This is a genomic window from Salinimicrobium terrae DSM 17865 (genome assembly GCF_000424665.1).
GTDB classification, from domain to species: domain Bacteria; phylum Bacteroidota; class Bacteroidia; order Flavobacteriales; family Flavobacteriaceae; genus Salinimicrobium; species Salinimicrobium terrae.
Genome location: NZ_AUKI01000011.1, coordinates 413,589 through 428,058, shown reverse-complemented (window position 1 = coordinate 428,058; position 14,470 = coordinate 413,589). Strand labels below are relative to the sequence as shown.

General features: G+C 39.8%; 14 protein-coding genes and 1 riboswitch. Of the genes, 8 read left to right on the top strand and 6 right to left on the bottom strand.

The genetic code is table 11. The features are described 5' to 3' along the window. Positions 1-10 precede the first annotated feature (10 nt). Together H148_RS0104580 and H148_RS0104575 are read right to left on the bottom strand one after the other, a co-directional pair. The gene (locus tag H148_RS0104580; protein WP_029033750.1) at positions 11-1,042 is read right to left on the bottom strand and encodes a FecCD family ABC transporter permease; all 1,032 of its coding nucleotides are present in this window, start codon (positions 1,040-1,042) and stop codon (positions 11-13) included. After that, positions 1,043-2,188, bottom strand: coding sequence for an ABC transporter substrate-binding protein (locus tag H148_RS0104575; RefSeq protein WP_029033749.1), 1,146 nt, complete (start codon positions 2,186-2,188; stop codon positions 1,043-1,045). Between the two features lie 58 nt (positions 2,189-2,246). After that, a riboswitch (cobalamin riboswitch) is annotated at positions 2,247-2,579 on the top strand. Positions 2,580-2,610: 31 nt separating this feature from the next. On the opposite strand from H148_RS0104575, the gene H148_RS0104565 reads away from it, so the two are divergent. Both H148_RS0104565 and H148_RS0104560 read left to right on the top strand, forming a co-directional pair. Beyond that, the gene (locus tag H148_RS0104565; RefSeq protein ID WP_156877201.1) at positions 2,611-4,449 is read left to right on the top strand and encodes a TonB-dependent receptor plug domain-containing protein; all 1,839 of its coding nucleotides are present in this window, start codon (positions 2,611-2,613) and stop codon (positions 4,447-4,449) included. Between the two features lie 2 nt (positions 4,450-4,451). Beyond that, the gene (locus tag H148_RS0104560; RefSeq protein WP_029033747.1) at positions 4,452-5,492 is read left to right on the top strand and encodes a YncE family protein; all 1,041 of its coding nucleotides are present in this window, start codon (positions 4,452-4,454) and stop codon (positions 5,490-5,492) included. A gap of 68 nt (positions 5,493-5,560) precedes the next feature. Here the strand turns inward: H148_RS0104560 and H148_RS0104555 are convergent, their stop codons facing one another. Continuing rightward, a complete protein-coding gene (locus tag H148_RS0104555) occupies positions 5,561-7,030 on the bottom strand; it encodes a S41 family peptidase (RefSeq protein WP_029033746.1) in 1,470 nt (489 codons plus the stop codon). Between the two features lie 72 nt (positions 7,031-7,102). Continuing rightward, positions 7,103-8,551, bottom strand: coding sequence for a S41 family peptidase (locus H148_RS0104550; RefSeq protein ID WP_029033745.1), 1,449 nt, complete (start codon positions 8,549-8,551; stop codon positions 7,103-7,105). A 131-nt stretch (positions 8,552-8,682) separates the two neighbouring features. Between H148_RS0104550 and H148_RS0104545 the strand changes: the two genes are divergently transcribed. The 4 genes from H148_RS0104545 to H148_RS17220 are packed head-to-tail and all read left to right on the top strand — an operon-like array spanning position 8,683 to position 10,706. Then, on the top strand, positions 8,683-9,198 hold the full coding sequence (locus H148_RS0104545) for an RNA polymerase sigma factor (protein ID WP_029033744.1): 516 nt from the start codon (positions 8,683-8,685) through the stop codon (positions 9,196-9,198). Beyond that, positions 9,179-9,631, top strand: coding sequence for a hypothetical protein (locus H148_RS0104540; RefSeq protein ID WP_029033743.1), 453 nt, complete (start codon positions 9,179-9,181; stop codon positions 9,629-9,631). The genes H148_RS0104545 and H148_RS0104540 overlap by 20 nt, the downstream gene beginning before the upstream one ends. Before the next feature lie 15 nt (positions 9,632-9,646). Continuing rightward, positions 9,647-10,171, top strand: coding sequence for a DUF4252 domain-containing protein (locus tag H148_RS0104535; protein ID WP_037324609.1), 525 nt, complete (start codon positions 9,647-9,649; stop codon positions 10,169-10,171). A gap of 1 nt (position 10,172) precedes the next feature. Next, positions 10,173-10,706 (top strand): DUF4252 domain-containing protein, encoded by a 534-nt coding sequence (locus H148_RS17220; RefSeq protein WP_037324608.1) that lies wholly within the window; start codon positions 10,173-10,175, stop codon positions 10,704-10,706. Positions 10,707-10,939: 233 nt separating this feature from the next. On the opposite strand, the gene purB is transcribed toward H148_RS17220, so the two are convergent. Both purB and H148_RS0104520 read right to left on the bottom strand, forming a co-directional pair. Then, positions 10,940-12,277 (bottom strand): adenylosuccinate lyase, encoded by a 1,338-nt coding sequence (gene purB, locus H148_RS0104525; protein WP_029033741.1) that lies wholly within the window; start codon positions 12,275-12,277, stop codon positions 10,940-10,942. 67 nt (positions 12,278-12,344) lie between these two features. Further along, positions 12,345-13,037, bottom strand: a complete 693-nt coding sequence (locus H148_RS0104520; RefSeq protein WP_029033740.1) for an SIR2 family NAD-dependent protein deacylase — start codon at positions 13,035-13,037, stop codon at positions 12,345-12,347. 118 nt (positions 13,038-13,155) lie between these two features. Between H148_RS0104520 and H148_RS0104515 the strand changes: the two genes are divergently transcribed. Together H148_RS0104515 and H148_RS0104510 are read left to right on the top strand one after the other, a co-directional pair. Beyond that, the gene (locus H148_RS0104515; protein ID WP_029033739.1) at positions 13,156-13,812 is read left to right on the top strand and encodes a TrmH family RNA methyltransferase; all 657 of its coding nucleotides are present in this window, start codon (positions 13,156-13,158) and stop codon (positions 13,810-13,812) included. Between the two features lie 36 nt (positions 13,813-13,848). Continuing rightward, complete coding sequence (locus H148_RS0104510; protein WP_029033738.1) at positions 13,849-14,379, top strand: SRPBCC family protein; 531 nt, start codon at positions 13,849-13,851, stop codon at positions 14,377-14,379. Positions 14,380-14,470 lie beyond the last annotated feature (91 nt).

The following is a 14,470-nucleotide window of genomic DNA, read 5'->3' as shown; positions in this document are numbered from 1 at the left end:
TAATGAAAATTTAGAATAGAAATTTTCTTTTCCTCACCAACAGCCATATTACCACCGGTGCTCCCACCAGCGAAGTTATTGCATTTATAGGTAAGGTATATTCGCTGCCTGGCATTTGCGCCACAGTATCGCACAGTAACAGGAGAATTGCTCCTCCCAGAATCACTGCCGGTAGCAGGATCCTATGATCATTTACCGGAATCACCTGCCTAATAAGATGCGGTACTGCCAGCCCGACAAAAGCAATGGGACCGGCAAAGGCTGTAATGCTTCCGGCCAGGAAACTCGTTGAAATGATTAGCAAAGCTCTGTTGCGACCAATGTTCATTCCCAGGCTTCGGGCGTATTGTTCTCCCAAAAGGAGGGAATTCAGGTTTTTAATACTGAAGAGGGCAATTACAATTCCCAAAAACCAGAAAAAACTAAGCACTCCAAGTTCATTCCAGCTAAGGTCGCCCACACTTCCGTAGGACCAGAAGACATACTGCTGCAACTGTGCCGCCGGACTAAAATAGGCCAGTACGCTTACCACCGCTGAGGTGAGGCTGGCGAACATAAGTCCAATAATTAAGATTGCCATAGTGTCTTTTAATCTCACCGATGCCAGCATAACTGCAAGAAGTACGAGTAAGCTGCCCAAACTGGAGGCGATCACCAATCCCCATTTTGAAAACAGAAAACTTCCTGCCACTCCGCCAAACACAGTAGCTCCCATAAGAACGAGTGCTACTCCAAGGCTGGCTCCGCTGCTTAGTCCCAGTACATAAGGGCCTGCCAGGGGATTCCTGAACATGGTTTGCATAAGCATTCCGCTTACCGCAAGACCGGAACCCGCTAAAACAGAGGTAAAAGCTTTTGGGATTCGATATTCCATGATGATGTAATGCCAGTTGTCATTTTCGACTTCCGAAGAAAATAGAACTGCCAAAACATCTTTAAAAGGAATATTGACAGAGCCCAGACTTATATTAAGAAACCATACTGCGACTGTTACTCCCAGCAGGAGAAATAGAACTGTAGTATAAGTGCGGGAGGTTTGCAACTATTCCAGGGGTTTGTAAAAAGTAGTGTTGTAACTTGGGAGAAGTTTGGGGTGAAAAATAGAAATCAAATCTTTTAAAACAAGATCGGGCCGCATGGGGGCGAGCTCATAGAAAATTACCCCTCCGGTTTCTCCTTTTTCACTGGCGAAAGTGAAAATATTTTTGTCTTTAAAAGCTTCAAATCTCGTATAATGGGGAGAGGCTTTTCTTAGCTCCTCATAGGCTGTGAATTGTGAAGGTCCCATCCAGTAGTCTGCATGAGCGGCTTCGGCCAATACGGTTTCAATTGAAAGCGAGAGGCTACCTGTACCTTCTGTCTGTCCAAAAAGATAGTTGGCGTTGGCATCTTCCATAAACAAAGCTTGCCATGAATTTCCTGCAGGAAGATACCACTGATCTTTATACATTGCACCGGCCACGACTGTTGGAATTTCTTCAGCTTTTTCTGCAAGTTTTTTTGCTTCTAGATATTCCTGTTCTACCTCCTTAAAAAAGGCATTTGCAGCTTCCATTCTTCCGAAGAAGGCTCCAAAGAATTTTATCCATTCTACTTTTCCCAGGGGAGAATTTTCGGTCCAGTCGGCATTAAATACTACAGGAATTCCGCTTTTTTGAAGGGTGTTGAAGCTTTTGTTGCTGCCGTCTACAGAGAAGCCAATTACTACATCGGGCTGCAGGGCTAAAAGACTTTCGGTATTTAAAGCTTCATTCTTTCCTACTTCTTTTACTTTTCCTTCCGAAATTAATTTCCTGGTTTTTTCAGAAGAAATGTAATCCAGACCCGGGAAACCAACCAAGGACTCTTCCTCATTTAAAATTTCCAGCGACGGAATATGAGTAGTGGAGGTGACCACTATATTTTTAACCGGAATTTCAATTCGTGCATCGAATTTTATATCCTGTGGCACATCTGCTCCCTCTTTGGCAAGAAGGTATCGATAGGATCGGTCTGCATTTGGCCATGGATTTTCGACCGTAATGATCATGTGATCTTCAAAATCCATAATTTTTAATCCCGAAGCATATTTTACTTCAACCTCTTTACCCTCACGTGTTAGGAGAGGGGATTTTTCTTTTTCTTCAGATTTGCATCCGGAGAAAAAAACGAGAAGTGACAGGCAGAGGGTGAGTATTATTCTATTCATTGCAGGGTCAAAAGTAAGATTATTTAAAATTTTTGAGGAGGAAAGAATGTAAATGTTTACTTTCGCTTTGAATTTTGGTTCGATTGTTTTCTGAAAAAATTTCAGAAAGAAAAGACATCGATTAAAAGGGAATCAGGAAAGTTGAATTACGATGTACGAATTTAGAAGTACGATGTTGATTCAACTTTGAAGGAGACTAAAGAGATAGAATTACTTCGTACTTCCAACTTCTAAAATCTTCCTTCAAACAAGCCTGAGCTGTTCCCGCAACTGTAAGCTAAGTTCCGATACGTCGGAATGCCTTTTGTACACTTCATACCACTGTCCACTTGGATGGGAAGGTTAACAAAAGGACGCGAGCCAGGAGACCTGCCATTTTTCAGCAATTAAAAACCTTTGGCTTTCGGGAAAAAAGCCTGCGGATGATGAAAAATAGTGTCTTCTACATCTTATTCCCTCTATTGTTGTTGTCTCTCTCGGGATACGGTCAACTTGATTCCATAAATTACCTGGAAGAAGTCTTTCTGACCGATGATAAGCTGAAGGATTTTTCTACAGGACAGTCCGTCATAACGATCAACGACTCGGTTAGTAAACTCAGCCGCCCTTCACTGGGTGCTGTATTACAGTTCAACTCTCCAATTTATTTCAAAGAAAATGGTTTGGGGATGGTTTCTTCCCCATCCTTTCGTGGAACTACTGCATCGCAAACAGCAGTGTTATGGAATGGAATTAATATTAATTCTCAATTTAACGGGCAGGTTGATTTCAACACCATTAATACTGCAGGAATTGACCAAATTGCTGTTAGGGGTGGAGGAGGAAGTGTCATTTACGGAACAGGGGCAATTGGAGGTACCGTGCATTTAAATAATCGTCTTTCCTTCAATAATGGCTTTGAGCACGAACTTTTTATTCAATATGGTAGCTATAACACTGTTGATGCCAGATATAATTTAGAAACTTCAGGTGAAATTTGGAGTCTATCAATTTCGGGGGCAAGAAACAGTTCGGATAATGATTATTCTTATCCCAATGGTAGGGAAAATTTAAATGGGGGATTTTATAATAATGCTTTTGACATTGGAGTGGCATATAAATTCCGGCCCCGGAACTACCTGAGGTTTTTCAGCAGTTTTATAGATGGCGAAAGACATTTTTCACTGATTAGACCTTCGGAATCCCGCACAAAGTACAGAGATTTTAATAGCAGGAACTTATTTGAATGGGAAAGCCGGATCTCAGATTTTAAATCTACTTCTAAACTGGCATTTTTGGATGAGAACTACAGGTACTATGAAAACATAAATTCAGAAAGATTTTCATTCGGTGAGTCAGAAACCTTTATTGCCAGAAATGACCTTGAATACTTTGGTTTCAGGAATCTTCAGTTGACTTCGGTACTTACCAATACTTATACAGATGGTGAAGGTTCAGGAATAGAAGGTAATAGCAGAAACATTTTTTCCGCAGCAATCCTTATGAAACATGAGCTGACCGAAAAGGTAACATATGAAGCGGGATTTCGGAAGGAATTCACTGAAAATTATGAAAGTCCGGTACTTTTTTCAACTGGGGCAAAATATGATTTTTTCTCCTTTTATACGCTAAGGCTGAATGCCTCTCGAAATTTCCGAATCCCCACTTACAACGATTTATACTGGAATCCCGGTGGAAACCCCCTTCTAAAACCCGAAACTTCCCTCCAGGGGGAAATAGGGAATAATTTTAAGTTGAAAAACTTTAGTCTTGGCCTCACGACTTTTTATATAGACATCGATGACATGATTCGGTGGCTTCCCGGAGACGGTGGAGTGTGGCGACCGCAAAATGAAGATGAGGTTCACACCTATGGGTTGGAGACATTATCTGAGTGGAGAAAACAGGCAGGTCCCGGCATCCTGGGAGTGACTGCAATCTATTCTTATACAGCTTCAAAGAATCAAAAGACGGGAAAACAGTTGATCTACGTTCCCTATCATAAAGCAACGGCTGGACTTTCTTACACTTATAGAAGATGGAACTTTGATTATCAATTCCTTTATAATGGAGAGGTCTATACAAGATCGGATAATAATTCAAAATACAATCTGAATGCCTTTACAATTTCAAACTTTTCAGGAGCCTATGCCTTTGGTAAAGATAAAAATTACAGGATGGGAGCACGTGTACGAAATTTGTTTGATGAGGCTTACCGAAATGTGGAAGACCGCTGGATGCCCGGCACTAATTTTAATATTTACTTAAACCTTAATTACTAATTATGAAGCTTAGAAGATTTATTTTATTGTTAATGTTTGGCTCTTTCTTATTGAATTCCTGTAGTGAGGAGGACGATCCAATTATCCCTGAACCTGAAACCGGAGCCTATTCCGAAGGGCTGTTTGTTCTTAATGAGGGTGCCCAGGCAGCAGGTACAGTTACTTATATAAGTAATGATCTGGAGGTTGTGGAGAATGAAATTTATCAGGCGACCAATGATGATGATTTAGGGACGTTTCTTCAATCAATGTTTTTCAATGATGACAATGCCTATATCATATCCAATGGTTCAAATCTAATCACGGTAGTAGATCGCAACACTTTTGAAGTTGTAGGAAAGGTAGACAGTGACCTTGTGGTGCCTTATTATGCAGCAGTGACGGGAGGCAAAGCCTACGTGACCAATATTAATAGCTTTGACACCAGTGCCGATGATTTTGTGGCGGTAGTTGATCTTGAAACTTTAGAAGTAACTCATACTATAAATTTAAATACAGCTGCATCAAATATCCTTGAAGATGATGGATTTGTATATGTCCAGAATTCGTCTTTTGGGACCGGTAACACTATAACGGTTATAAATACAGCAACCAATGCCATCGTGGAAACTATAGAAGTAAATGACGGACTTACAGACATGGATATTGAAAATGCTTATCTTTACGTGTTAAGTTCAGGAAGCTTTGAAACTGTTGATCTTACAACAGGGGAAGTGGTCTCGGAATTGATCTTTTCTGATGAAATACAAGGATTTTCCAAATTAGATGTCGAGGAAGGTACGGCATATTTAACTTTGGACAATGCAGTTTATTCCATGCAGGTAGGAGCTACAGAAGGTCCTGTAGAACCAATTATTGAATACAGTAGTAATTCACAGTGGGGAAAGATGTATGGGTTTGAAGTCGAGAACGACAGGATCTATATTGGAGACGCCGGGGATTTTTCATCTAATGGATTTATTCAGGTGTATAATGTCTCAGGCGATCTTCTGGAGCAAATAGCTGTTGGGGTAGCGCCAAATGGTTTTTACTTTAATAAGTAAACCAGATTCACCTATAATAAAAAATCCCGCAGAATTGCGGGATTTTTTATTATAGGGAAGAGTGAAACCTATTTCATCTCCATAACTGGTACTTCATTAATGTACATTCTTTGGTAAGTAGGTTTGAACATGTCACTGCTACCTTCGATTTCAAATCTATCTGCTACCATGTGCTTCATTGTGCCGGTAGCCTGATCTCCCTGAGTTCCTCCCGAAATTGCATTAAGGGCAACTTTTAGCATTGGTTCCTCGGGATCTCCAAGTGGAAGGTAATTGAGGCCTTCGGCAGCTGAAATGTCTGGCGTTAGTCCCTCGTCATAATCACTTCTTCCATCAGAGTTCGCTATTTTAGAAATTAAAGGCTGTATTGCATATTTATGAGCCGGGTTAACATTTTGCTTGGCAAACATTACATGATCGGAATCATATAGAGTTCTTGAACTTTGATATTTACCTGCGGTATTACTTCCAATATGAACCACATCTATGTAGGGATCCAGTCCATTGATCAAAAGTTCACTGGCAGAAGCCGAACCAAATGTTGCAATGACATAAACCCTTCCAAGGTTAAGACTGTTGATTTGTTCTCCAGTATGTACTTTATTGTTAAACCTAAAGTTCACATATTCCGGTGCTTCTTTTTCATAAATTGCTTTCCACTTCTCATTCATGATCATTTCGGCCAGGATTTCTCCTTCAAAACCTCCTGTTATCATAGACGCGAGATCTGATGCCGTTTCAACTGATCCTCCTCCGTTATATCTAAGGTCGATTACAAGCTCATCAACTCCCTGAGACTTAAAATATCCAAAGGCTTCATTAAGTTGTGGATCAAAATCTGATGTAAAGCCGTTGTACATTAAGTATCCAACCTTTAAACCTTCATGCTCAATAACTTTTGCTATATGTACAGGATTTTCGGCCAACTCTGAACCTGTAAGGTCTGCTGTTTGACCGGTTAAACCTATACCGTCATTGCCAATCTCGGCATAAGAAACGGTGAAACTGTCCTGCGAAAGCATTTGTCTATAATTAGATCTGGTCAATTGTTGACCATCAACTTCCATAAAAATATCGCCTCTCTCTATTCCCGCCTGGTCTGCAGAAGAATTTGGAAGAACATATCTGGTTATAACAAAAACATCCTCTCCGTCTCCAATTCCTCCCCAGGCATAAATCATTCCTGTAGTTTTTTCTATACCGCTGTAAAGCATCTTTTCAAGTTCTGTGTAGTCATCCCACATAAAGCTAAACCTGTCATGAGAGGCTTGTAATTTTTCGTATACATCTTCCGGAGCATCATAATCTGCAAAGAAGTCTTTCTTTTCCTGGGTACTTTCAAAAAAATCTTTCTGAAGTTCTGGTACTTCAGCTTCATACAAATACCAGTCGGCCATAGCTCGATGAATAAAAAAGTCAACAGTGAGATCTCTTTCCTCAACTTCGGTTTTTGGATCTACTTCTTCTGATACTTCATCCTTAGAACAGGAGGTGAAAAATATTCCCAAAAGGAATACCGGCATAAAAAATTTCTTCATTTATAATTTATTTAATAATGGCTAAAACTAAGATAAACTGGAACAGTAGCAATTAAAAATCAAAAATATTTGTTAATAAGTCAAATTTTGTTCGAATAGTGGTAATTGATCTTTGGTGTACATTTTTTGATATAGTAGGTCGTACATTTGGTTTTCTCCTAACACTTCAAATGATTTATAATTTCTGTTCATCATTGGGGCTTCACCTTCAATAAGCTTTAACGTCAACGCCAGCAGGGGTTCCTGTGCATCACCCAGTACACCAAGATTTCTAATATTTTCGCTTATTTCCCAGTCAGGCGGCAGTCCATTCCAGTAATCACTTACATTATTAGCGTTCAATGTTTTGTATATCAAAGGTTGTACCGCATATGTGTGACCGGGATTTGCTCCGCTTCTGCGCAGATTTGATGAGTCATAAAGCGTAGTGGAAGCCTGAAATTTTCCCGTTGTATTCTCCCCAACCTGGACCACTTCAATATATGGTTTTAGGCTGTTGATCAACAGCTCGCTGGCCGATGCTGTCCTAAGGGTAGTAATAAAATAAATCTTGCCGAGGCCGAGGCTATTTATTGCCGCACCTGTTTTGATCTTATCGTTAAAACGGTTGATAAGACTTTCAGGTGCTGTGTTCGCAAGCAGGGTTTGGTAATCTTCATTCCATTGTTCTTTACTAAAGACCTTATTATTGAATTGGCCCGTGATCATACTTGCCAAATCATTAGCCGTCTCTACAGAACCTCCGCTGTTATATCTCAAATCAACGACAAGATCTGTAACTCCTTCAGCTTTAAACATAGCAAAGGTGTCATTTAAAACAGCATCAAAACTGCTTGTAAAACCGTTATACATAAGATAGCCTATTTTCCCGCCAGCAATCTCCAAAGTCTTGGCAATATAAACGGGATTTGTGGAATATTCTTCTTTTTGCAGGCTTACAGTTTCTCCTGTAGATATGATCTTATCGTCTATAATTTCTGCCAGACCTATGGTATATGACGCCGGCTGTAGAAGTCTGAAATAGTTTTCTCGTGTAAGCTGAATTCCGTCGACAGTATTGAACAAATCTCCCCTTTTAATTCCCTGTTCTTCTGCCGAAGTATTGGGTAGCACATATCTTACATAACCTAACACTTCCGGGGATAATTTGGAATAGGCAATGACTCCGTATTGCATTCCGTTTGAAAGATTAATACCGTCAAAAGATTTTTCCAAAGCTCTGTAGTCTGAAACCAAAAAACTAAATTCATCATGGTCGGCCACAAGTCCTTCGTAAAATAGGCTTTCAGGAGAAGAAAATGTCTGCAGGAATTCGTCGAGTTCTGCCTGGGTTGTAAAGCGATCATCTGCAAGATTAGGAACATCTGCTTTATAAAGATATATGTCATTCATCGCCCGCCAAAGAAAATTTTTGATCTCAAGATCACTGGCGGGAATAATTACATCATCAAGATCATTATAACAACCCGGGCTAAGGAATAGCAGGAATATGAGTAGCAGTAGGTTTCTGACAGATTTCATAGCTTTAGCAACTTTGTTCTTCCTAAATTTAATCGGAATAAATAAATTTTTTTGATTTTTCGGTAACAAATCTGATTTATAGCCGTCGTAAAGGAAAGGGGCAGTAAAAAGCCCTGACCAACCAAACCAAAATGAAACAGCATACTTTCATAAACCTTATGAAACCGGTGCAGGACAAGATGTACAGACTTGCTTTGCGGTTACTGGTTTCTCGAGAGGCGGCAGAGGATGCAACTCAGGAAGTAATGTTAAAACTGTGGAGCCGCAATGAGCAGCTCGATTCTTACAACAATCTGGAAGCATTTGCCATGACGGTTACGAAAAATCACTGTCTCGATCAACTTAAGTTGAAACAGAACAATAACCTAAGGATCGTTCACAACAATTACGAGTGTGGAGAATCTTCGTTGCAGCACAAAGTTGAGGTCCAGGATGATCTTAACTGGGTTCAAAAGATAATTGCGGGCCTGCCCGAGCAACAAAAGATCCTCATTCAATTAAGGGAAGTGGAGCAGTATGAGTATGAGGAAATCGCTAAAATGACCCAAATGAATGAAACAGCTATACGAGTGGCTTTAAGCAGAGCCCGAAAAAAAATAAAAGAAGAAATGATTAAAAGACACCGCTATGGAATCGCAAATAATTGAAAAATTACTCGACCGCTACTTTGAGGCCGAGACTACCGGTCCAGAGGAAGCAAAATTAAAAGATTACTTCACCTCTGGGGAAGTGGCCCCTCACCTGCAACAGTACATTCCGGTGTTCTGTTATTTTGACCAGGCAAGAACCGAACGCTTCAGCAAAGAAATCTCATTTACTCCTAAAACGGTAAAATTTTCGGCCGCTAAAAGAAAAGTATACTCCTGGGTGGCAATAGCAGCTTCCATTGTTATTCTCATGGGTGTAGTAGCACAACAGGAAGACCAGGTGAGTGATTTTGGAACTTATGAAGATCCAGAACTTGCTATGCAGAAAACCTTTGAGGCTCTGGAAATGATGTCCCTGTATATGAATGCCGGGACAGAAGACCTGGGTTACATTGAAGAATTTAATAACACTAAAGATAAAATTGTCAAATAATCTAAAATCAAAATCATGAAAAAGTTAACCTTAGCCATACTGGCATTTATAGTACCTTTTCTTTCCACGGCCCAGAACTTTGATAAGTACGAGAGCATGAAAGAAGTAGACGCGGTAGTAGTGACGAGCAAAATGTTCAAGTTGCTTACAAAAATTGACCTTAATGCCGATGATCCCGAAACTCAGGCATATATCGATCTTATTGAAAACCTTAAAGAGATGAAAGTTCTGTCTGCCACAAGAGAAGATATTCGTAAACAAATGGCTTTAGATGTTGCTTCCTATATTAAAAATGGTAGCATGGAAGAACTAATGAGAGTTTCTGAAGATGGAAAAAATGTTAGGTTCTACTACAAGCCGGGTAAAAATGATGACTACGTGAACCAGCTGTTCATGTTTATGGAAGGTGAGGACAAGAACAAACCAGTTTCTGTAATCCTAAATATAACCGGGGAAATTAATCTAGCACAGGTATCCAAACTGGCGAATGATTTCAAGATTCCCGGTGGTAAGGAGTTGGAAAAAGTAGAAACATACTAATATGAAAAAAGCACTTTTAATACTGGTGCTACTAAGCCTCGGGGTTGTTTCATGTGATAATGAAACAACCCTGCAGGAATTTTACGTAGAGCATCAAAACGACAACCAGTACCTGGCGTTTGATATTCCTGCCAGCCTGTTGACAGGTGATAATTCTGCACTGGATGCTGAGCAGAAAGCCACTTTGGAAACTATAAAAAAGGTGAATGTTCTTGGATTTCCTTTAAAAGAGGATAATAAGGAAACTTATGAAACTGAAAAGGAAAGATTAGCAAACATTTTAAAAGATGATCAATACAAGCAGCTTATGCGCTACGGAGGAGGAAATCGTAACGCCGAATTGTATTACCTGGGAGAAGAAGACGCCATAGATGAATTAATAGTTTTTGGAAGTGATGATGAAAAAGGTTTCGGAATTGCCCGTCTTACAGGAAATGACATGAATCCTGAAGCTTTAATACGCCTCCTGAAATCCTTCGAAAAAGGAGAATTAGACGTTGCCGGTCTACCTAAATTAAATGGGTTTTTGGATTAGAACCTGAAATATTTTGTGTAATAAAAGAGGCTTCAAAAATGTCATTTTTGAAGCCTCTTACTTTTTAAATGTATAAATAATTCTGCGAGTGATCTTTCGTAGCCCCTGTTAAAAACTTAGGGCCGTCAACCTGAACTCGTTTCAGGTTCTAATAGTTCTGAAAATCAGAACAAAAAGATGCTGAAATAAATTCAGAATGATGCTAAAATAGGTTTTTTAAACAGCCTCATTTATTAAATTCCGGTATAATTTTGCGGAGTTATTTGTTGTAGTTCCTCTTTTATTTCTTCGGAAACATCCAGTTGTTCTATAAATTGAGAAATGCTGTCCTTGTTTATTTTTTCATTTGTCCGGGTGAGGCCTTTCAAAGCTTCATAAGGATTTGGATATCCTTCCCTTCTCAAGATCGTCTGAATTGCTTCGGCTACTACAGCCCAGTTCTTTTCCAGGTCTTCATTTAATTTAGCTTCATTCAATAGAAGTTTGTTCAGACCTTTAAGAGTAGAAGAAAATCCAATCAAGGTATGACCAAACGGTACCCCAATTGTGCGTAGAACTGTGCTATCTGTTAGATCTCTCTGCAGGCGGCTTACTGGTAATTTGGCGGCAAGGTGCTCAAAAAGGGCATTTGCGATGCCTAAATTCCCTTCACTATTTTCAAAATCAATTGGATTTACCTTGTGTGGCATAGCCGATGAGCCTACTTCCCCTTTTTTGATCTTCTGCTTGAAGTAATCCATGGAAACGTAAGACCAAATATCTTTGTCCAGGTCCAGTATAATAGTATTTATGCGTTTAAGGGCATCAAACAGGGAGGCCATGTGGTCGTAATGTTCAATCTGTGTCGTGGGAAAAGAATGATGCAGACCAAGAGAACCTTGAACAAAATCTTTTCCGAAGCTTTTCCAGTTGATATGGGGATAGGCCACCTTATGAGCATTGAAATTACCCGTAGCCCCACCAAATTTAGCTGCGTTAGGAATATCCTGAAGAAATTTCATTTGTTCTTTCAGTCTCACAACAAATACCTTTATTTCTTTTCCTAAGCGGGTAGGAGTTGCCGGCTGTCCATGAGTTCTTGCAAGCATTGGGATATCTTTCCAATCCTGTGCCAGGTGTTCAAGTTTCTCAAGCAGGTCTTCCAAAGCCGGATGATAAACTTCTTCCATAGCCTCTTTGATACTTAGAGGTACTGCGGTATTGTTAATGTCCTGTGATGTAAGACCAAAATGAATAAACTCTTTGTATTCTGAAAGTTCAATATTATCAAATTTATCCTTGATAAAATATTCTACAGCCTTGACGTCATGATTGGTAGTTTTTTCTATTTCTTTAATTTCCTGGGCATCACGGCTTGAGAACTCGTTGTAGATCTTCCTGAGATCCTGAAATTTGGATTCGCTAATATCCTTTAACTGGGGCAATCCGTGTTCGACCAAAGCAATGAAATATTCAATTTCTACCCTTACTCTGTACTTAATGAGAGCCTGTTCACTAAAATAGTCTACCAAAGGTTTGGTTTTGGAAGAATATCTGCCATCTATGGGAGAAATTGCCTGAAGAGAGGTCATGGAATGCGGTTAAAAATTAAGGGCTAAAGATACATTTTCATGCTCAATCGTAAAAAGTATTTATTCTTTAAGTTTTTTGGTCTTTTCCAAGTAAATCCCGTACTACCTTAGGAACCCCGGTGGAAGCCTTTTCAGGAAAGATCTTTAAGTGTCGGGTTTCTTTAACAGAAGGTTTGGGATCTATGAAATAGACCGGAGTATCTTGCGGGGCATAGTGCAGTAGACCTGCAGCAGGATAGACTTGCATGGAGGTGCCAATGATCATGAGTATATCTGCCTCCCGGGTAATTTCCATAGCCGGCTCCATCATGGGCACGGCCTCCCCAAACCATACAACGTGCGGTCGCAACTGGTGATTGTGCTCGCAAAAATCTCCTTTATTCAAGTCAATTTCCCAGTCAAGGACCAGGTTCTCATCAAAAGTGCTGCGAACTTTTTTCAATTCTCCATGTAAATGAATTACATTGTTACTGCCGGCCCTTTCATGAAGGTCATCAACATTCTGGGTGATGATATGTACTTCATATTTTTCTTCAAGCTCCTTTAAAGCTTTGTGAGCAGCGTTTGGCTTAACGCCTTTTAACTGTCGCCTTCTTTTGTTGTAAAAGTCGAGCACCAATTCCTGGTTGCGTTCCCAGCCAATGGGTGAAGCCACTTCCATAACATCATGTCCTTCCCAAAGCCCGTCGGCATCTCTAAAGGTACTTATTCCACTTTCTGCACTTATTCCGGCACCGGTGAGCACCACTACTTTTTTCATTTCTGCTGAATTTGAGTTTTAAAATAAGCAGATTTCTTCAGAAATCACAATAATAAAGGCCACTTTAATTACGGCTCAAAAAAGGGAAATTAAGGTATGATTTCATAATTTCGCGGCCATGGAAGAGCACCTTCAACTGTTGACCTATCTGGAATCCTTTCTTACTGATAAGAGAAAGGATTTTTTTCAAAAAGTTATTGGGCAGCGCACCAATCACTTTACCATAGCAACCCAGGATGTTTATCAACTTCATAATACCAGTGCGGTAATTCGCAGTTGCGACGTTTTTGGAATTCAGAATATTCATGTAGTGGAAGAGGTAAATCTTAAAAAAATTGACAGAGAGATCGCCATGGGCGCTCAGAAGTGGGTGGACATTAATCGATACACTTCAACAAGAGATTGTATTGACACTATTAGAAAAAAAGGCTACAATATAGTGGCGACTTCTCCTCATAAAGGAAAAATGCTTCAGGATTTTGACATTTTTGAGAGATCAGCTTTCTTTTTTGGTACTGAAACCGAAGGACTTTCCGAAGAAGTGTTGGAGGAAGCAGATGAATTTTTACAGATCCCAATGGTAGGTTTTACAGAGAGTTTAAATATTTCGGTTTCCGCAGCAATTATCCTACAGGAAGTTACAGCGAGATTAAGAAGAAGTGAAGTAGACTGGAAGCTTTCAGAAGAAGAACAAGTTTTTAAACGAATAGAATGGGCGAAAAAGAATTTGAAAAAATCTGCTGAAATTATAGCCCGGTTTGAGGCATCACGATAAAATTATTTTACATTTAGGTCCCCTTAGTAGAAGAATATGACTCTTTTCTTTTATGTAATTATTGGAATTATCACTTTTGTCGCGTTTTTGCACGCCTGGGCAAAGAAGGAATATGACCTTAGTCGTACCGTAGTGATTAACCGTCCAAAAGCCGAAGTCTACGCTTGCATTCGGCAGCTTAAAAAACAACCACTATGGATGCCGTGGTACCTGAATGATCCAAAGGTGGTGATCAAGTACAAAGGCGAAGATGGAAAGGTGGGTGCGACTTCTTATTGGAAAGGGAGGAATAATATTGAGGGAATTCAAAAAGTTATCAAGGTCAAGGAAGGAAAAGTTTTTGAAACCCAATTGTTGTTTATTAAACCCTACAAATCTTTATCCTTAAACTATATGGCGGTAAAGGAGCTGGAGCCTGGACGCACTAAGATGGTTTGGGGGGTTAAAGGAGTGCATAAATTCCCCGCATCGGTTATTATGCTTTTTTACGGAATGGAACGCGCTTTAGGTAAAGATTTTGAGGCCGGACTCTACAATCTTAAAAATCACCTCGAGAGAAATAGATAATCTTTTCTGCTGAAATCTGTTGAAGAAACATCTTTGAGACATTCAAGATAGTTACTTCAATCTGGAATTTAGTTATAAAAAAATGCCGGAA

Coding starts and splice junctions, on each gene's coding strand:
- H148_RS0104575 (WP_029033749.1), bottom strand. CDS start 2,188: ATGAATAGAATAATACTCACCCTCTGCCTGTCACTTCTCGTTTTTTTC.
- H148_RS0104565 (WP_156877201.1), top strand. CDS start 2,611: ATGATGAAAAATAGTGTCTTCTACATCTTATTCCCTCTATTGTTGTTG.
- H148_RS0104560 (WP_029033747.1), top strand. CDS start 4,452: ATGAAGCTTAGAAGATTTATTTTATTGTTAATGTTTGGCTCTTTCTTA.
- H148_RS0104555 (WP_029033746.1), bottom strand. CDS start 7,030: ATGAAGAAATTTTTTATGCCGGTATTCCTTTTGGGAATATTTTTCACC.
- H148_RS0104550 (WP_029033745.1), bottom strand. CDS start 8,551: ATGAAATCTGTCAGAAACCTACTGCTACTCATATTCCTGCTATTCCTT.
- H148_RS0104545 (WP_029033744.1), top strand. CDS start 8,683: ATGAAACAGCATACTTTCATAAACCTTATGAAACCGGTGCAGGACAAG.
- H148_RS0104540 (WP_029033743.1), top strand. CDS start 9,179: ATGGAATCGCAAATAATTGAAAAATTACTCGACCGCTACTTTGAGGCC.
- H148_RS0104535 (WP_037324609.1), top strand. CDS start 9,647: ATGAAAAAGTTAACCTTAGCCATACTGGCATTTATAGTACCTTTTCTT.
- H148_RS17220 (WP_037324608.1), top strand. CDS start 10,173: ATGAAAAAAGCACTTTTAATACTGGTGCTACTAAGCCTCGGGGTTGTT.
- purB (WP_029033741.1), bottom strand. CDS start 12,277: ATGACCTCTCTTCAGGCAATTTCTCCCATAGATGGCAGATATTCTTCC.
- H148_RS0104520 (WP_029033740.1), bottom strand. CDS start 13,037: ATGAAAAAAGTAGTGGTGCTCACCGGTGCCGGAATAAGTGCAGAAAGT.
- H148_RS0104515 (WP_029033739.1), top strand. CDS start 13,156: ATGGAAGAGCACCTTCAACTGTTGACCTATCTGGAATCCTTTCTTACT.
- H148_RS0104510 (WP_029033738.1), top strand. CDS start 13,849: ATGACTCTTTTCTTTTATGTAATTATTGGAATTATCACTTTTGTCGCG.